The organism is Streptomyces sp. bgisy027 (assembly GCF_057710365.1).
In genome coordinates, this window is record NZ_JBYIVZ010000006.1 from 38,353 (window position 1) to 55,998 (window position 17,646).

The 17,646-nt window shown below is 70.6% G+C and carries 12 protein-coding genes and 1 pseudogene; 7 read left to right on the forward strand and 6 right to left on the reverse strand.

The window, feature by feature from the left end; genetic code table 11:
- Positions 1–6: 6 nt before the first annotated feature.
- Positions 7–1,242 (forward strand): DUF5005 domain-containing protein, encoded by a 1,236-nt coding sequence (locus tag AC3ETA_RS08105; RefSeq protein ID WP_432192118.1) that lies wholly within the window; start codon positions 7–9, stop codon positions 1,240–1,242.
- On the opposite strand, the gene AC3ETA_RS08110 is transcribed toward AC3ETA_RS08105, so the two are convergent.
- A complete protein-coding gene (locus tag AC3ETA_RS08110; protein WP_432192329.1) occupies positions 1,178–2,188 on the reverse strand; it encodes a bile acid:sodium symporter family protein in 1,011 nt (336 codons plus the stop codon). The two genes, AC3ETA_RS08105 and AC3ETA_RS08110, sit on opposite strands and share 65 nt — an antisense overlap.
- Before the next feature lie 180 nt (positions 2,189–2,368).
- Between AC3ETA_RS08110 and AC3ETA_RS08115 the strand changes: the two genes are divergently transcribed.
- The 3 genes from AC3ETA_RS08115 (at position 2,369) to AC3ETA_RS08125 (ending at position 7,064) form a co-directional block, all read left to right on the forward strand.
- Entirely contained in the window at positions 2,369–3,232 is an 864-nt protein-coding gene (locus AC3ETA_RS08115; RefSeq protein WP_432192119.1) for a LysR substrate-binding domain-containing protein, read from the forward strand.
- Between the two features lie 686 nt (positions 3,233–3,918).
- Positions 3,919–5,745, forward strand: a complete 1,827-nt coding sequence (locus AC3ETA_RS08120) for an AMP-dependent synthetase/ligase (protein ID WP_432192120.1) — start codon at positions 3,919–3,921, stop codon at positions 5,743–5,745.
- A 488-nt stretch (positions 5,746–6,233) separates the two neighbouring features.
- Positions 6,234–7,064, forward strand: a complete 831-nt coding sequence (locus AC3ETA_RS08125; RefSeq protein ID WP_432192121.1) for an aldo/keto reductase — start codon at positions 6,234–6,236, stop codon at positions 7,062–7,064.
- Between the two features lie 114 nt (positions 7,065–7,178).
- Here the strand turns inward: AC3ETA_RS08125 and AC3ETA_RS08130 are convergent, their stop codons facing one another.
- The 3 genes from AC3ETA_RS08130 to AC3ETA_RS08140 form a co-directional block, all read right to left on the reverse strand.
- Positions 7,179–7,790, reverse strand: coding sequence for a hypothetical protein (locus AC3ETA_RS08130; protein ID WP_432192122.1), 612 nt, complete (start codon positions 7,788–7,790; stop codon positions 7,179–7,181).
- Positions 7,791–8,005: 215 nt separating this feature from the next.
- Positions 8,006–8,707, reverse strand: coding sequence for an SDR family oxidoreductase (locus AC3ETA_RS08135; protein WP_432192123.1), 702 nt, complete (start codon positions 8,705–8,707; stop codon positions 8,006–8,008).
- 95 nt (positions 8,708–8,802) lie between these two features.
- The gene (locus tag AC3ETA_RS08140; protein WP_432192124.1) at positions 8,803–9,711 is read right to left on the reverse strand and encodes a class I SAM-dependent methyltransferase; all 909 of its coding nucleotides are present in this window, start codon (positions 9,709–9,711) and stop codon (positions 8,803–8,805) included.
- A 137-nt stretch (positions 9,712–9,848) separates the two neighbouring features.
- Here AC3ETA_RS08140 and AC3ETA_RS08145 point away from each other — a divergent pair, with 137 nt between their 5' ends.
- Positions 9,849–10,619: a phytanoyl-CoA dioxygenase family protein gene (locus AC3ETA_RS08145; RefSeq protein ID WP_432192125.1), complete on the forward strand. Its 771-nt coding sequence runs from the start codon at positions 9,849–9,851 to the stop codon at positions 10,617–10,619.
- Between the two features lie 86 nt (positions 10,620–10,705).
- Here the strand turns inward: AC3ETA_RS08145 and AC3ETA_RS08150 are convergent, their stop codons facing one another.
- Positions 10,706–12,424 (reverse strand): glycoside hydrolase family 6 protein, encoded by a 1,719-nt coding sequence (locus AC3ETA_RS08150; protein ID WP_432192126.1) that lies wholly within the window; start codon positions 12,422–12,424, stop codon positions 10,706–10,708.
- Between the two features lie 33 nt (positions 12,425–12,457).
- Entirely contained in the window at positions 12,458–13,933 is a 1,476-nt protein-coding gene (locus AC3ETA_RS08155) for a cellulose binding domain-containing protein (protein ID WP_432192127.1), read from the reverse strand.
- Between the two features lie 251 nt (positions 13,934–14,184).
- On the opposite strand from AC3ETA_RS08155, the gene AC3ETA_RS08160 reads away from it, so the two are divergent.
- Both AC3ETA_RS08160 and AC3ETA_RS08165 read left to right on the forward strand, forming a co-directional pair.
- Positions 14,185–17,100: a glycoside hydrolase family 48 protein gene (locus tag AC3ETA_RS08160; RefSeq protein ID WP_432192128.1), complete on the forward strand. Its 2,916-nt coding sequence runs from the start codon at positions 14,185–14,187 to the stop codon at positions 17,098–17,100.
- Between the two features lie 290 nt (positions 17,101–17,390).
- Positions 17,391–17,597 (forward strand): annotated as a pseudogene (locus tag AC3ETA_RS08165) (hypothetical protein); the annotation flags it as partial.
- Positions 17,598–17,646: the final 49 nt, after the last annotated feature.

The following is a 17,646-nucleotide window of genomic DNA, read 5'->3' on the forward strand; positions in this document are numbered from 1 at the left end:
CCGGGCGTGCCCGACGACGCACGTGCACGGCAGCGCACGGGAACCGGCCTCGGACTCCTGCTGGCCCTGGTTCTCGCGGCCGTGCTGCTCACCGCCCTCCCGGACGACGGCGATCGGGAGGGCGGTGGCGCGTGCGCACCGCACTCGGTGGCGTCCTGGTCGGCGCACAAGGACCTGACCGCCGAGTTCGCCCGCTACGGCGACGACCCGTCCCGCACCGACGACTGGACCGGCGGCGACGGCACGCACTCGGTACGGCTGCCGGACGGCCGGGTGCTGTGGCTGTTCTCGGACACCTACCTGGGGCAGGTGCACGCGCCGCCCAACCCGTTCGGCGAGTCCTTCACCTGGCGGGAGGCGTCCGCTCCCCTGGTGCGCAACTCGGCGGTCGTCATGCGCGAGGGGCGTCTTCAGCGCACGCCTCCCGCGCCGCTGTTCCCCGATCCTGCCCCGGACCGGTGGCGCTGGCCGGTCGCGGCCCGCGTCGAGCCCCGCTCCGCCGGCTCCTCGGAGCAGGTGCTGCGGGTGCTGCTGTGGGTGCGCACGGCCGGGCAGCCACCGTGGATCTTCGGCGTGCCGACCGCGACCGAGGTGGCCACGCTCTCGCTGCCCGGCCTGCGGGTCGAGTCGGTCGTGCAGGTCCTCGACCAGCAGCTGGTGCCGGACCCCTCGCGGCGGGTGCTGTTCGGGACGACCCTGGTCGAGGAGGACGGCTGGACGTACGTCTTCGGCGGCGACGACGGTCAGGCCGCCTCGCGTCCGGTCTCGCGCGCCTATGTCGCGCGGGTGCCGAAGGGGCGGCTCGGCGAGCCGGGGGCCTGGCGGTACTGGGACGGCTCCGCGTGGGCGAAGGCCGAGCCGCGGTTCCGGCCGGTGCTGGGGGACGGCCGGCGCACGGGGGTCGGGAGCGCGTTCTCGGTGGCACGGGTGGACGGGACGTACGTCCTGTTCACGATGGCCGCCGGCACCGACGGGCTGACGAGTGTGACGTCGTACTGGTCCTGCTCCCCCGTCGGCCCGTGGCACGGGCCGACGAAGGACTTCAGTCCGGCGCTGCCGCCGGGCGGCCGGGTCGCCGCCTACAACCCGCAGGTGCACCCGGAACTGAGCGGCGGCGGGCGGCTGGTGCTGAGCTACGACGTCAACTGGCTGGACCCCGGCGGCGCGGCGGCGCAGCTCAGCCGGAACGTGTCCCTGTACCGACCGCGGTTCGTGACGCTGCGGGCGGCGCCGACACGGTGATCGTCTCCTGGGCGTCGCGGGCGCGGCGCTTGGCGATGACCGCGCACACCATCAGCTGCATCTGGTGGAAGAGCATCAGCGGCAGCACGGCCAGCGAGGCGTGCGCGCCGAACAGGACGCTCGCCATGGGCAGCCCGGCCGCCAGCGACTTCTTCGACCCGGCGAACTGGATCGCGATGCGGTCCGCCCGGTCGAAGCGCAGGGCCTTCGCCCCGTACCAGGTCAGGGCGAGCATCACGGCCAGCAGCACCGCCTCGACGGCGAGCAGGCCGCCGAGCCTGAGCGGGCTGACCTGGTGCCAGATGCCCTGGACCATGCCCTCGCTGAACGCGGTGTAGACGACCAGCAGGATCGCGCCGCGGTCGACGAGCCCGAGGGCCTTCTTGTGCCGGGTGACGAAGCCGCCGATCCAGCGGCGCAGCAGCTGCCCGGCGGCGAACGGCACCAGCAGTTGCAGCACGATCTCGGCCAGCGAGTCGGCCGAGAAGCCGGCGCCGCTGCCGAGCACGGCGGCCGCGAGCAGCGGGGTGACGACGATGCCGACCAGCGAGGAGAAGGAACCGGCGCAGATCGCGGCGGGCACGTTGCCGCGGGCCATCGAGGTGAAGGCGATCGACGACTGGATGGTCGACGGGACGAGGGTGAGGAAGAGCAGGCCCTGGTACAGGGGCTCGTTCAGCAGCACCGGGACGGAGCCGCGGGCGGCCAGGCCCAGCAGCGGGAAGACGAGGAAGGTGCAGGCCAGGACCGTGGCATGGAGCCGCCAGTGCTTCAGCCCGTCCAGCGCCTCACGGGTGGACAGCCGGGCGCCGTACAGGAAGAAGAGGAAGGCGATCGCGGCCGTGGAGGCACCGGATGCCACATCGGAGGCCGCCCCGCGCGCCGGGAACAGGGCGGCGAGGCCCACGGTCCCGAGCAGCAGCAGGATGTACGGGTCGATCGGCATCCGCCGCGGCCATTGCAGGCGTTTCACTGTGCTCCACTACTTCGCTGTCGCTTCGCTGAACTTCCGGTTGCGGGCACGGACGTGCCCTCCCCATCGTCCTCCGGCGATCAGCGATCGGGAATCCGGCATACCACTCTGACTGTCATCACGTTCCGCGATAGCCGCGGGTAGTCTGACAGGGTGTACGACCCCTCCCACCTTCGCACGTTCCTCGCGGTGGCCCAGACGCTGAGCTTCACGCAGGCCGCCCGGCGGCTGGGGCTGCGGCAGTCGACCGTGAGCCAGCACGTCCGGCGGCTGGAGGACGCCACCGGGCGGCCGCTGTTCACCCGGGACACCCACTCCGTGGAGCTGACCGAGGACGGCGAGGCGATGCTCGGGTTCGCCCGCCGGATCCTGGAGGTGCACGAGCAGGCGACGTCGTTCTTCACCGGCACCCGGTTGCGCGGCCGGCTGCGCTTCGGCGCGTCCGAGGACTTCGTCCTGACCCGGCTGCCGGAGATCCTGGAGGGATTCCGCTACGAACACCCCGAGGTCGACCTGGAGCTGACGGTCGAACTGTCGGGCACGCTGCACGAGCAGCTGGCCACCGGGAAACTGGACCTGGTGCTGGCCAAGCGGCGCCCCGAGGAACCGCGGGGCGAACTGGTCTGGCACGACCGACTGGTCTGGATCGGCACGGAGAGGCTCCGCCTCGAACCGGATCGTCCCGTGCCGCTGATCGTCTATCCGCCGCCCGGCATCACGCGGGCCCTCGCGCTGGAGGCGCTGGAGCGGCAGGGCCGCGACTGGCGGATCGTGTGCACCAGCGGCAGTCTCAACGGGCTGATCGCGGCGGCGCGGGCCGGGCTCGGGGTGATGGCGCACTCACGGGGGCTGGTTCCGCCGGGGCTGGTGCGGGTGCCGGAGCGGTCGGGGCTGCCGGAGCTGGGGCGGGTCGACTTCGTGCTGGTGCACGGGCCTCGGCGGACGGCCGCGCAGGGGGCGGCGGACGCGCTCGCGGCGGCGATTCTGGCGGGTGGGGACCGGTTGCACCGGCGATGAACGCTCAGCGGGGGAGGTCGTGTTTCGGTACCGGTCCGTTGCGGCTGATCGCGCCCACGCGGCGGCAGCCGCAGATCCAGTACAGTCCCGCGCCCCGAACCGGTGGACACCTTCCGGCAGCTCGGGTACGCCCTCGGCATCGCGCTGTTCGGCACGGTGCTGACCTCGCGGATGGGCGACTCGCCGCCGGAGGGGGGCGGCCCGTGCCCTGGCGGGCGGCGGCGCCGGTGCGCTGCGGGGCGCCTTCGGCGAGGAGACGCTGCGCGCGGCCTTCGCGGACGGGCTGAACGCGATGGCGGTGGCGGCGGGCGCCACGGCGTGGTGGCCGGGTTGCTGGTGCTCGCCCCTGGTCAGGCGGCCCGCCGTGACGAAGACCTCAGTGACGCCTGCGGCTCCTTCTACGCTGACAGAGGAGACGCCGGTGCGCAGGGGATGACATGATCGACAACGCCCGTACCCGGTAATCGGGTCGTACAGATTCGGTGGAGATTACGGGCCCGAAACTTACTCAACCGTCAGTTTTCTGTCCGACCCTTCCCCATGTGAGCGCATTTTCCTGCGCTGACCTGTGCGTACCTGAGCACCGCTCGGCTTTCCGCCCCCTCCCGCCCTCACGGCGGGTGGGGTAGCTTTCACGGCGCTGAGCGGAGCTTTTCAGCCGAGGCATTCGGAGCGGGGAGCGGGGTTTGCGCGAGTTCACCAACCCTCCGTTGGCGTTGGCACCGCCGGTGGGCGGCCTGGCCGACGTCGTCTTCCAGCATGCCCAGGAGGACCCGTTGTATGTCGTCCTGGGCCGCAAGGACGAGGACGACCAGTGGCGGGACGTCACCGCCGCCGAGTTCCGTGACGAGGTCCTGGCCCTGGCCAAGGGCCTGCTCACCCAGGGCATCCGGTTCGGCGACCGCGTCGCGATCATGTCCCGCACGCGCTACGAGTGGACGCTCTTCGACTTCGCGCTGTGGACGATCGGCGCGCAGGTGGTGCCGATCTATCCCACCTCCTCCGCCGAGCAGTGCTTCTGGATGCTGTACGACGCCGAGTGCTCGGCGGCGATCGTGGAGCACGAGGACCACGCGATGACCATCGCGACCGTCATCGACCGGCTCCCCCGGCTGCACCAGCTCTGGCAGCTGGACGCGGGCGCCGTGCAGGAGCTGTACGACGCCGGCGCGCACCTCGACGACGACGTCGTCCACCGCCACCGGCAGGCGGTCACGCCGGACTCGACCGCCACGGTCATCTACACCTCGGGCACCACGGGGCGCCCCAAGGGCTGTGTGATCTCGCACGGCAACTTCATGTACGAGGCGGACACCGTCATCGAGCGGTGGGAGCCGGTGTTCCACTCGAAGAAGGGCGACGAGGCGGCGACCCTGCTGTTCCTGCCGCTCGCGCACGTCTTCGGGCGGATGGTGCAGGTGGCCGCGATCCGCGGCCGGGTCCGTTTCGGGCACCAGCCGCAGATGAACGCCGCCGCGCTGCTGCCGGACCTCGCCGCGTTCAAGCCGACCTTCTTCCTCGCCGTGCCGTACATCTTCGAGAAGGTCTTCAACGCCGCCCGCCGCAAGGCCGAGAAGGAGGGCAGGTCCGGCCCGTTCGAGAAGGCCGTCGAGGTCGCCGTGCGGTACGCGGACGCCGTGGAGGCCAAGGCGTGGGGCATCGGGCCCGGCCCGTCGGCGGGGCTGCGGATGCAGCACCAGCTGTTCGACAAGCTCGTGTACTCCAAGATGCGGGCGGCGATGGGCGGCCGCATCCGGCAAGCGATGTCCGGCGGCTCGGCGATGGACCGGCGCCTCGGGCTGTTCTTCGCGGGCGCGGGCGTGCACATCTACGAGGGCTACGGCCTGACCGAGTCCACGGCGGCGGCGACGGCGAACCCGCCCGAACGCACCCGCTACGGCACCGTCGGCCGGCCCATCCCCGGCATGACCGTGCACATCGCGGACGACGGGGAGATCTGGCTGAACGGCGGCAACGTCTTCCAGGGGTACCTCAACAACCAGAAGGCCACCGACGAGGCACTGCACGACGGCTGGCTGGCCACCGGTGACCTGGGCTCCCTCGACGAGGACGGCTATCTCACCATCACCGGCCGCAAGAAGGAGATCCTGGTCACCTCCGGCGGCAAGAGCGTCTCGCCCGGGGTGCTGGAGGAGCGCGTCCGGGACCACCCGCTGGTCTCCCAGTGCATCGTCGTCGGCAACGACCGCCCCTACATCGCGGCCTTGGTCACGCTCGACCAGGAGGCCGTGGAGCACTGGCTGATGATGCGCGACAAACCCCAGATGTCGGCGGCCCAGCTGGTGCGCGACGCCGACCTGGAGACCGAGGTGCGGCGCGCGGTCGTCGCCGCCAACACCCTGGTGTCGCAGGCCGAGTCGATCCGTACCTTCCGTATCCTCGCGCAGCCGTTCACCGAGGAGCACGGGCTGCTGACGCCGTCGCTGAAGCTGAAGCGCAAGGCGATCGAGAACGCGTACGCAGGCGAGGTCGAGGCGCTGTACCAGGCCTGAGCGGCTCCGCTGGTCGACCGGCCGGCAAGAACGGGCCCCGTGCCGCGCCCCCGGACCCGGCGCAGGACGGCGAGGGCGAGGGCGGGACACCAGGTCATGGGCCGCCTCCCCCGGCCGCGGCGCCCGGGCCTCCGCCCCGGCCTCGGTCCACCGCGTCCAGCGGCGCCCACAGCCCGTCGCATGTGAAGGACAGCGCGGCCACCGCCCGCTCCTGCTGCTCGCGGGTGCCGGCCCGCTCCGGCTTGGCGAGGATCAGGGCGCCCTTGACAGGGATGGGGCGCCGGTGGCGGAAGCGGTCGGCGATCCAGTGGCACCGTTCGTCCGGCGCGGAAGCGGTCGGCGATCCAGCGGCGCCGTTCGTCCGGCGCTGACTCGCCGGTCAGTTGCGGCGACTTCCCGGGCGGATTGGGCGGTCAGGAATGCATCACGCCTCGTGATCGTTGACGATATGAGTTCCACCTGACGACAACCGTAAGGATCAAGAGCTCGTGAGCAGCAAGGTCCCCCCGATCATCCTCAACAACGGCGTCGAGATGCCCCAGCTGGGCTTCGGCGTCTGGCAGGTGCCGGACGACGAGGCCACGCGGGCGGTCGGCACCGCGCTGGAGGCCGGGTACCGCAGCATCGACACAGCGGCGATCTACGGCAATGAGGCGGGCACCGGCCGGGCCATCGCCGCCTCCGGCGTCCCCCGCGAGGACATCTTCGTCACCACCAAGCTCTGGAACGGCGACCAGGGCTACGACTCCACCCTGCGCGCCTTCGACACGTCGCTGGAGAAGCTGGGTCTGGAGTACGTCGACCTGTACCTCATCCACTGGCCGGCACCGTCGCGCGACAAGTACGTCGACACCTACAAGGCGTTCGAGAAGCTGCACGCCGACGGCCGTATCCGCGCGATCGGTGTCTCCAACTTCCTTCCGGAGCACCTGGAGCGGCTGTTCGGCGAGACGACGGTCGTACCGGCCGTCAACCAGATCGAGCTGCACCCGCGCCTTCAGCAGCACGCCTCCCGCGCGCTGCACGCCGAGCACGGCATCGCCACCGAGGCCTGGTCGCCGCTCGGTTCCGGCAAGGGTCTGCTGGAGGTCCCGGCGATCGTCGCCATCGCGCAGAAGCACGGCCGCACCCCGGCCCAGATCGTGCTGCGCTGGCACCTCCAGATCGGCAACGTCGTGATCCCCAAGTCCGTGACGCCGTCGCGGATCAAGGAGAACATCGAGGTCTTCGACTTCAGCCTGGACGACGAGGACCTGGCGGCGATCAGCGCGCTCAACGAGGACCGGCGCATCGGCAGCGACCCGGCGGACGTCAACTGACACCGCTCCACCGCGACCGCCCGTCCGCCCGCCGCTCAGCTGTCCGAGCGGCGGGCGGACGGGCATGGAGAGCCGGCGCGCGGCAGGGCGCCCGGGGACTCCGTGCGGGGCGCCTCAGTCCCCGCGCACATCCGTGAAGACGACCTCGAACTCCTCCAGCCCGATCACGCTCACATGCGCCTTGGCCGCGCCCTCGTGCCGGGCCGCCGCCTGACCCGAGCGCGACGCCGCCAGGGACGCCTGGTCGACGAAGATCACTCCGACCATCCCCCGGCCGCGCTCCCGGTCGACCAGCAGGGACGCCCGGGCCAGCCCCTGGAGCGTCTCCAGCCGGGGCACCACCGTCGCCCGGAACGTGTCGGCGAGCAGGTCGGTGTCCATGGGGTCGAACTCCAGCCTGGTCAGCCGCAGTCCGCCGCCCGCCCGCGGCTGACGCGCCTGGTGGAAGACCAGCGCCTCGTAGTTGTCGACGGCGAGCGTCCCCGCGAACGGGTCCAGCATCGCCGCCCGCCGCTCGCGCAGCACCTCGTCGCTGTTCTGCCGGGCCCGCTCGGACTCCCACCAACTGGCGGCGAGCAGTTTCCCGAGCGTCCGGTCCACGAAGACACTCGCCCCGCGGTATCCCGGACGGTCCTCCAGCAGATCCCGCCCCTCGGTGTTCATCGCCCGGACGGCCGTGTCGATCTTCGTGGGATCGCCGGTCGTGTAGATGGCGCGTACGAACATGGCACCTCCCGAAAATCCGGGGCACACATCCGAAGTCTTCGGCAATCTCCAGTCTTCTACCGGGGCGATCGCGTCGCAATCAGCGCCGGGGACCCGAGGTCGCACGCGCGGGATTGACGGGGTCACGTAAAGAGGGCCACCTTGTACGGCACTCGGTCAGGAACCTTTCCCAACAGAAGAACTTCCCAGTCCGGCCGACTCAGCCGGCCGGCAGGTCAGTTGGGCTGTCCGAGCGGCCGTACGACGACGGTGTTGACGTCCACTCCGTCGGGCTGCCGGATGGCCCACACCACCGAGTCCGCGATCTGGTCGGCGGTCAGCAGATGCCCCGGCGGCAGGCTGCCGTAGCTGTCCCAGAACGGTGTCTCCACCCGGCCCGGGGCGATGTGGGTGACCCCCACGCCCCAGTCGGTCACCTGCCGCCGGGTGTTCTCGGCGAGCCCGGTCACCGCCCACTTGGTCGCCCCGTAGATGTTGCCCGGCCCCGGCACGAACCCGGCGACACTGCCGACCAGCACGATCCGGCCGCGGGTCTCCTTGAGGGCGTCGATGGAGGCCCGGATGAGCAGGGCCGGGCCGAGGACGTTGGTCAGCACCATCTCGGTCCAGCCGGCCGGGTCGCCCTCGGCGACGCTGTCGTGGGTGGCGAACCCGGCGTTGGCCACGACCGTGTCCAGCCGTCCGAACGCCTTCAGCGTGGCCTCGACCGCCGCCTGTACGTCCGCGTACCCGGCGGCGTTCCCGACGACCGTCAACAGGCCGTCCGGTTCCCCGAGTTCCTCGGCGAAGGCCCGCAACCGCGCCTCGCCGCGGCCGGTGACGGTGACGCGGTGCCCGGCGTCGAGCAACTGCCGTGCGACGGCGGCGCCGATGCCGCTGCCACCGCCGGTGATGAGTGCGACCGGAGAGTCGGTCATGACGGTTCCCCCTGTGTCTGGGTTCGGACAAGGCGGAGTCCATCACTTCGAGAGCTCTCGAAGTCAAGCCCCGCCGCCGGCCGCCGTGCCCGGTGTCACCTGGTCCGCACCGCCGTGTACACCGTCTGCGCCGCCAGCACGAACAGATCGGGGCGGTGGTACACGCTCGCCTTGTCGTCCGGGTCGAGCAACCGGTCGAGGGTCGCACGGTCCTCGGCGTCGAGGCGGTCGCCCACACCGTCACGGGTACGGGTGAGGACGTCGGCGGCGTAGGCGCGGGCGCGGTCCGTGGTCGGGGCCGGCAGGTCGAGGAGGAAGGTGCGGGTGCCGGTGGGCCGCAGACCGGCGGCGGTGATCAGCGCCGGCCAGTCCTCGGTCTCGGCGACGGAGCCCGGGAGGTCGGCCCTCATCCGCGCGAACCACTCCGTCTCCAGCACATCGAGCCGCGCCTGGAGCCCGGGCCGTCCGAAGCCGATGTCCCGGGGCAGGAACCGCGTCGGCAGACCGCCCTCCTGCAGGGCCAGCGTGCCGCCGGGGCAGAGACGGTCACCGAACGCGGCGAGGGCGGCCCGCTGGTCGCCGAGGTGGTGCAGACTGCGGCCGGCCCACAGCAGATCGGCCGGGTAGTCCAACTCGCCGAGCACACCAGGGAGTTCACCGGCGAGCGTGGCGAAGCGGTCGGCGACACCGAGCCGCTGCGCGCGACCCTGCGCCCGCTCCAGGAGCGGCTCGGACCCGTCGACGGCGACGATCCGGGCGCCGGGGAAGGTGTCGGCGAGCAGGCAGGACACGACTCCGGGTCCGCTGCCCACGTCCACGATCAGCCCCGGCTCGGTCTGCCGCTTGCCCAGCCAGGCCATGGCGTGCTCGTACAGGGGAAGGAACAGCTCCGCCTGCGTCTCCAGCATCGGGCCCATCTCGGCCCAGTCGAGGTCGGTGTGGTCGTGGTGCTGCCCGTGTCCCGGGTGCGCGTGCCGGTGGTGCGGGTGATCCTGGTGCGCCATGGTGGTCAGCCTCTCGTCCGGTTGCCGCCAGCCTGCTCCGCCGCACCGCCCCGGTGCCACTGTCCTTGCCGTGGCGGCAAGAACGGGGCAAAGAAAATGGGGTGCGAGGACCGGTGCCGGTCGCCCACCATGGCCCGATGGACGACGAGATGGTGGAGCGCTTCCTCGAGGACGGTTTCGTGAGGATCGAGGGCGCCTTTCCGCCACGTGTCGCCGAGCACTGCGCCCGGCTGCTGTGGCGCGAGACGGGGTACGACCCGGAGGATCCGGGCACCTGGAAGGACCCCGTGCACTGGGTGTACGACATGGCGCAGGGCCCCTTCGCGGCCGCCGTGAACACGGCCGCCCTGCACGAGGCGTTCGATGTGCTGGTGGGCGAGGACCGCTGGCAGTCGCGCTACTCACTGGGCAGCTTCCCGTTGCGGTTTCCGCACGAGGAGGAGCCTGACGACGCCGGCTGGCACATCGAAGGCAGCTACCTGCCCGAGGGCGCCCAGCATGTGCACACGAACGTGCACTCCAAGGGCCGTGCCCTGCTGATGCTGTTCCTGTTCAGCGAGGTCACCGAGGACGACGCCCCGACCCGCATCCGGGTCGGCTCGCATCTCGACGTACCTGCGGTCCTGGAGCCGTACGGAGAGGCCGGCGCGACCTTCCTGGAGCTGGGCCCGAAGGTCGCCGAGGCCTCCGCGCACCGCCCGCTCGCCCACGCCACCGGCCGCCCCGGCGACGTCTACCTCTGCCACCCCTTCCTGGTCCACGCCGCCCAGCCCCACCACGGCACCCGCCCCCGCTTCATGGCCCAGCCGCCCCTGCACCCGTCGCAGCCACTGAACCCGGACCGAGCGGACGGCGACCACTCGGCGGTCGAATTCGCGATCCGCCGGGGCCTGGCCAGAGAGAACTGACCGGACCCCGGCGACCCCCGCGCCCCTTCAGGGGCGCGGGGAACCGCGCGACCAGCCGCAGCCGGCCCGCAGCCGACGCCACCTCACTACGACAGCGGCGGGTAGGCGTTCTGCATCAGCTGCTGGAACTGCGCGGAGAACCAGTGCCCCGACAGCGGGGCGTTGGGCAGCGCCCCGGACAGGTTGTTGCCGTTGCGCGGATTACCCGTGTACGTCGGGTCGCACATCCGGTCGAAGCCCTTGCCCTCGTCGTTCGGGATCTCCGAGCTGGCACCGTCGGACTCACCCGGGGGCTTGATCCAGACATAGGCATCGATGCCCGCCGCCGGGCCGGCCTGCGGACGCTCACCGAGGCCGGCCCCGGACTGGTTGCACCAGTTGCCGACGTGGATACGACGGTCGTAGCGGCCACCGTCGACGTAGGTGTCGACGTCGGTCGTCGCCCCAGGACCGGCGGGCCGTGCGCTGCCGCCCCAGCCGTTCCTAGACGTGTCGATCAGCATGCCGATGCCGGAGTTGAAACCGGTCGTGACCAGCTGGTTGCGGAAGCCCTGCGCGAAGGACAGCTCGTCGGTGTAGCGGTTCCAGTCGACCCACTTCGACTCACGGACGGACTTGCCGCCCACGGAGTCGCTGATGGTGAAGTTGTTCTCCTTCAGGGCGCTGTAGTTGGCCGTGTTGGCAATGAAGCCGTGTACGTCGTCGACGGTGGCGCCCTCGGAGGTGGCGGCCTCCTTCATCACCGCGGCACTTGCGGCGAAGTTGTCGTCCCAGCCGATCCAGCCGTGGTGACCGGCGTCGATGTAGTTGTAGACGTTGCCCGCGTCGCCGAGCTTGTTCAAGGCGTAGCCGACGCCCTTCTGGTAGTTGCCGTTGGCCTTCATCACGTCGCACTGCGGGGTGGCCGTCGGACGGCTGCCGGTGTTGGTGACCAGGTTCGGCAGCGAGTCGATCTCGATCGTGGTGACGATCCGCAGCGAGGCGTACTTCGGGTCGGCGAGGATCGCGGCGATCGGGTCGATGTACTCGGTCTTGTACCGGCCGAGCTCCGTCGGGCCGAGCTCTCCGTTGGAGGCGAGGGCGGCGCAGTCGCGGCCCGGCAGGTTGTAGATGACCAGCTGGACGACCAACTCGCCGGAACCCTTCTGGGTCAGGGCCTCGTCGAGGTGGTCACGCAGGCCCATGCCGCCGTTCACGCCGTTGATCGCGGCGATCCGGTCGAGCCAGACGCCGGTCGGCTGGCTCGCGATCCGGCTGCCGCCCGGCTCGGCGGCGGCCTTCGCGGACCACTCCGGGTTCACGTACACCTTGGCGCCGGAGTAGGGGTTGTCGACCCTGGGACCGGTGGGGCCGGGGTCGGTCGGATCGGTGGGGTCGCCACCGCCGTCGTCGACGTTGCAGGTCACGCCGTCGAGGGTGAACGTCGCCGGGAGCGCGTTGGTGCCGCTGTAGGAGGCCTGGAAGCCGAAGCTGACCGAACCGCCGGTCCCCAGCGTGCCGTTGTAGGTCTCGTTGGCCGCGGTGACGGCCGTGCCGCTCTGGCTGATCTTCGCGTTCCAGCCGTTCGTGACCTTCTGGTTCCCGGCGTACGACCAGTTCACCGACCAGTTCGACTTGGCGGCGCCCTGGTTGGTGACCGTGACGGCGGCGGTGAAGCCGGTGTCCCACTGGTTCTGCACCTTGTAGTCGACGGTGCAGGGCACGGCGGCCAGGCCGGTTCCACCCGGGTCCGCGGCGAGCGCGGTTCCCGAGGCCCCGGCGACCAGCGCCGCGGCGGCGAGCATCGCTGTTCTGGTACGACTCATGAGTGCGGGTTCCTTCTCGAGAGAGGGGCGTTGTCAGTCCAGGGCGCGCAGGTGGTCGCGCAGCCCGGTGCCGTACGGCGTGGGGGTTCCGTCGTAGTCGGCGATCAGGGCCGGGCCGGAGGAACAGTCCCAGGTGTTCCAGGTCCAGCCGAGGTAGGACAGGTCCCGGTCGTCGAACCACTTCATGACCCGGTCGACGAAGGAGTGCGCGCAGGTGTTCTCCCCGATCTCCCCCGCCACCAGCGGCACGGTGTCCGCGACGGGGGCGAGCGTGGAGTTCCAGCAGCTCTCGTTCGCGCAGGTGTTGAAGTTGTAGACGTGCCAGGCGGCGACGAGATTGCCCGCCGGGTCGGTGGGCCGGTACGTCAGCCACTGACTCAGGTCGTTCGAGTACGCGAGTCCGCCGAGCAGGATCGGGTTGCCGGCGCCCGTGTCCCGCACGGCGTCGACGAGGTCCTGCATGCCGGCGACCTCGTACCCGATGCCGGGACAGGTGCCGCCGTCCCGCCAGCACTGCCACGCCTGGGTGGTCGTGGACGTCGCGCGGTCCGGATAGGGCTCGTTGAACAGGTCGAACACGACGGTCGGGTCGTCTTTGAAAGTGCCGGCGACCGACGTCCAGAAGGCGGGCGTGTACTGCATGTTCGGCATCGGTTTCTGGCAGGTGGCGTGCACGTCGGAGCAGCCCGCCGAGTTGCCGGTGTACTGGCCCCAGGACCAGTGCAGTTCGAGCATCGGCGTCATGCCGTGCGCCTTGACCCGCCCCACCAGGTCCTTGACGGCGTCGACGTAGTTCGTGCCGCCGTACTCGGGCTTGATGTGGGACAGGCCCAGCCAGCACTCCTCGTTCAGCGGAATGCGGACCGTGTCGGCGTTCCAGTCGGCGATCGCCCCGATGGCGGCGTCGTCGACCGGGCCGTCCCAGATGCCGTGGCCCTGGACGCACATGAACTCGCCGCCGGAGCGATTGACACCGAGCAGGCGTCGGGTCATGCCGTCGGCGTCCACGAGCTTGTTCCCGGCGACGTGCAGCGCCGGCACCGGGCCGTCGCCGGGGTCCGGCGGATCGGTCGGGTCGGTCGGATCCGGTTCGGCGCCGGCATTGCAGGTGGTGCCGTTGAGCTCGAACGCGGTCGGTACGGCGTTGCTCCCCGACCACGAGGCGATGAACCCGGCGCTGACGCTCGCGCCGGTGGCGAGCGAGCCGTTCCAGCTCTCGTTCGTCGCCGTCACCCTCGTACCGGACTGGGACCACTTGGCGTTCCAGCCCTGGGTGACCTGCTGCCCGCCCGCGAAGTCGAAGCCGAGGCTCCAACCGCTCACGGGCGCGGCGTTGTTGGTGACGGTCACGGCCCCCTGGAAGCCGCCGTCCCACTGGCCGGTGACGGAGTACTCCACCGTGCACGCGGGTGTGGCTCCCTGCGCCGTGACCACCGGCACCGTCACGGCCGCGACAAGGGCGACCGCGCCGGTGACGGCTAAAAGTACTGAACGCGGGGGGTGTCGCATGAGCGACTCCTTGCAGATCGGGCGCGCCGTGACGGACGCGTCGACTGATGGAATCGCTCCCACTGGTGCCCATGAAGGTAGCGCCAAGTGACGACGAATGACAGAGGAGTTACTGACTTTCGCTCAACTGAGCTCGTCGAATCTTTTCGACTCTTCAAGCACCTTGACCCCTTGCACCCTCGTCCGCACTATGGGAGCGCTCCCACTGGTTCAAGCCTTGACTTCTCCGAGCCGCAAGGAGGAACCAGCACGTGCATCCCCCACGCAGACGCAGAGCCGCAAGACGGTTGTGGACGGCCCTCGCGGCGGCCCTGGCACTCCCCTTGACCATGCTGGGCACGGGTTCGACACCTGCTCGGGCAGCGGCAGTTCAGTGCAGTGTCGACTACCGGACCCATGACTGGGGCTCCGGCTTCACCGCGGATCTGACGATCACCAACCGGGGTACGGACGTCATCGACGGCTGGACCCTGACGTACGGCTACGCGGGCAACCAGAAGCTCAGCAACGGCTGGAACGGCTCCTGGTCCCAGTCCGGACAGACGGTCACCGTGCGGGACGCCGGCCACAACGGGCGGATCGCCGCCGGGGCCGCCGTCACCACGGGCGCGCAGTTCACGTACAGCGGCAGCAACGCCGCGCCCACGAACTTCGCGATCAACGGCACGAGTTGCACCGGCGCCCACCAGCCTCCGATCACCGTGCTGACCAGCCCGGCGGCGGGTGCCGTCTACTCGCAGGGCGACTCCGTCCCGCTCGCGGCCACGGCCGCCGCCGCGGACGGCGCGACGATCGGCAAGGTCGAGTTCTACGACGACACCACCTTGCTGGGCACGGACACGACGGCGCCGTACTCGCTCTCGGTCTCCAGCTTGACCGTGGGCAGTCATTCCCTGCTCGCGAAGGCGTACGACAGCCTGGGCGCGTCCGCGGACTCCACGCCGGTCGGCATCACGGTCGCCTCGGGTCCCGCCGTGGTGGCCGCACCCACCCAACTCCCGGTCCAGCAGGGTAAGTCGGCGACGTACGACGTGAAGCTGTCGACCCAGCCCTCGGCCGACGTGACCGTCACGACCGCCCGCGCGAGCGGCAACTCGGGTCTGTCGGTGACCGGCGGCGCCTCGCTCACCTTCACGTCCTCGAACTGGAACACCGCCCAGAAGGTGACCATCACCGCGGCCGCCACCGGCACGGGCTCGGCGACCTTCGAGTCGACGGCCACCGGGCACGCCAAGGCATCGGTGACGGCGACCCAGATCGCGGCGACGAAGGCGTACGACGCCCGCTTCCTGGAGCTGTACGGCAAGATCACCAACCCGGCGAACGGCTACTTCTCCCCCGAGGGCATCCCGTACCACTCGGTCGAGACGCTGATCGTCGAGGCGCCGGACCACGGTCACGAGACCACGTCGGAGGCCTACAGCTACCTTCTCTGGCTGCAGGCGATGTACGGCAAGGTCACCGGCGACTGGTCCAAGTTCAACGGGGCCTGGGAGATCATGGAGAAGTACATGATCCCGACCCACGCCGACCAGCCGACGAACTCCTTCTACAACGCCTCCAAGCCGGCGACCTACGCGCCCGAGCTGGACACCCCGAACGAGTACCCGGCCAAGCTCGACACCGCGGTCCCGGTCGGCTCCGACCCGATCGCCGCCGAACTGAAGTCGGCGTACGGCACGGACGACGTCTACGGCATGCACTGGCTCCAGGACGTCGACAACGTCTACGGGTACGGCAACTCGCCGGGCAAGTGCGAGGCGGGGCCGACCGACACGGGGCCGTCGTACATCAACACCTTCCAGCGCGGCGCGCAGGAGTCGGTGTGGGAGACGGTGCCGCAGCCGACCTGCGACGCCTTCAAGTACGGCGGCAAGAACGGCTACCTCGACCTGTTCACCGGTGACGCGTCGTACGCCAAGCAGTGGAAGTTCACCAACGCCCCGGACGCCGACGCGCGTGCGGTGCAGGCCGCCTACTGGGCCGACAAGTGGGCCGACGCGCAGGGCAGGGGCGGCGACATCTCCGCGACCGTCGCCAAGGCCGCGAAGATGGGCGACTATCTGCGCTACGCCATGTACGACAAGTACTTCAAGAAGGTCGGCAACTGCGTCGGACCGTCGGCCTGCCCGGCCGGCACCGGCAAGGACGCCTCGCACTACCTGCTCTCCTGGTACTACGCCTGGGGCGGCGCCACCGACACCTCGGCGGGCTGGGCCTGGCGCATCGGCTCCAGCCATGCGCACGGCGGCTACCAGAACCCGATGGCCGCGTACGCCCTGGCCTCCTACGCCGATCTGAGGCCCAAGTCGGCGACGGGGCAGGCGGACTGGGCCAAGTCGCTGGAGCGGCAGGTCGAGTTCTACCGCTGGCTCCAGTCCAGCGAGGGCGCGATCGCGGGCGGTGCGACGAACAGCTGGGCGGGCCGGTACGCCACACCGCCCACCGGCAGGTCGACCTTCTACGGCATGTACTACGACCAGCAGCCCGTCTACCACGACCCACCGTCCAACCAGTGGTTCGGCTTCCAGGCGTGGTCGATGGAGCGGGTCGCCGAGTACTACCAGCAGACCGGGAACGCCGCCGCGAAGGCCGTCCTCGACAAGTGGGTCGACTGGGCGCTGTCCGAGACGACCGTCAACCCGGACGGCACGTACCGGATCCCCTCGACGCTCCAGTGGTCGGGACAGCCCGACACCTGGAACGCCTCAAGTCCGGGCGCCAACAACGGACTTCATGTCACCGTCGCCGACTACACCGACGACGTCGGCGTGGCGGCCGCGTACGCCAGGACCCTGACGTACTACGCCGACCGCTCGGGTGACACGCAGGCCGCGAGCACCGCCAAGGCACTCCTCGACGGCATGTGGGACAACCACCAGGACGCCCTGGGCATCGCCGTCCCGGAGAACCGCGCCGACTACAACCGCTTCGACGACGCGACCTACGTCCCGAGCGGCTGGACCGGCACCATGCCGAACGGCGACGCGATCGACTCGTCGTCGACCTTCGACTCGATCCGTTCGTTCTACGAGGACGACCCGGCCTGGTCGAAGATCGAGGCGTATCTCGCGGGCGGTGCGGTGCCGTCGTTCACGTACCACCGGTTCTGGGCCCAGGCGGACATCGCCCTGGCCATGGGTTCGTACGCGGAGCTTCTCGAATAGTCCCCGCCGGGCGCTCCGCCGGTTGGGCCGTGATGTGTCTGCGGGTCCGTTGTGGCCGGTCGCGCAGTTCCCCGCGCCCCTGAACGGGCGCCTTGGGGCACGGCGTTTCCCCGGAGCCGCCCGAAGACTCCGCGTGCGTGGTCTCGTCACCTGACGGCGAGACCTACCCGCCGGGCGATCCCCTCCCGCACAGGGGGTCGCCCGGCAGCTCTCGCACCATGCAGAAAGCGCTTACCCCCCGCTTCCCCCACCCCCCACTCCCCCACTTCCCTTTCCGGAAAGGACCCCCCGTGCGAAGGACCCGCATCCTCACCGCGGTGCTCGCGCTGGCGGCCGGCCTGCTCGCGGGCGCTGAGCCCGCACTCGGTGCCGGCGCAGCGAAGGACGTGTCGATCACCGCCGACACCTACACCTGGAAGAACGCCCGCATCGACGGCGGCGGCTTCGTCCCCGGCATCGTCTTCAACCGCAAGGAGAGGAACCTCGCCTACGCCCGGCGCTGTGACGGCCCGTGTCGAGGTGGGCGGCCACCCGGCGCACCGCGGT

What these genes read in the sequence shown, in the direction of transcription:
- AC3ETA_RS08130 (WP_432192122.1), bottom strand. Translation starts at nt 7,790, where the DNA reads ATGTTCGTACGCGCCATCTACACGACCGGCGATCCCACGAAGATCGAC.
- AC3ETA_RS08110 (WP_432192329.1), bottom strand. Translation starts at nt 2,188, where the DNA reads ATGCCGATCGACCCGTACATCCTGCTGCTGCTCGGGACCGTGGGCCTC.
- AC3ETA_RS08150 (WP_432192126.1), bottom strand. Translation starts at nt 12,424, where the DNA reads ATGAGTCGTACCAGAACAGCGATGCTCGCCGCCGCGGCGCTGGTCGCC.
- AC3ETA_RS08135 (WP_432192123.1), bottom strand. Translation starts at nt 8,707, where the DNA reads ATGACCGACTCTCCGGTCGCACTCATCACCGGCGGTGGCAGCGGCATC.
- AC3ETA_RS08145 (WP_432192125.1), top strand. Translation starts at nt 9,849, where the DNA reads ATGGACGACGAGATGGTGGAGCGCTTCCTCGAGGACGGTTTCGTGAGG.
- AC3ETA_RS08155 (WP_432192127.1), bottom strand. Translation starts at nt 13,933, where the DNA reads ATGCGACACCCCCCGCGTTCAGTACTTTTAGCCGTCACCGGCGCGGTC.
- AC3ETA_RS08140 (WP_432192124.1), bottom strand. Translation starts at nt 9,711, where the DNA reads ATGGCGCACCAGGATCACCCGCACCACCGGCACGCGCACCCGGGACAC.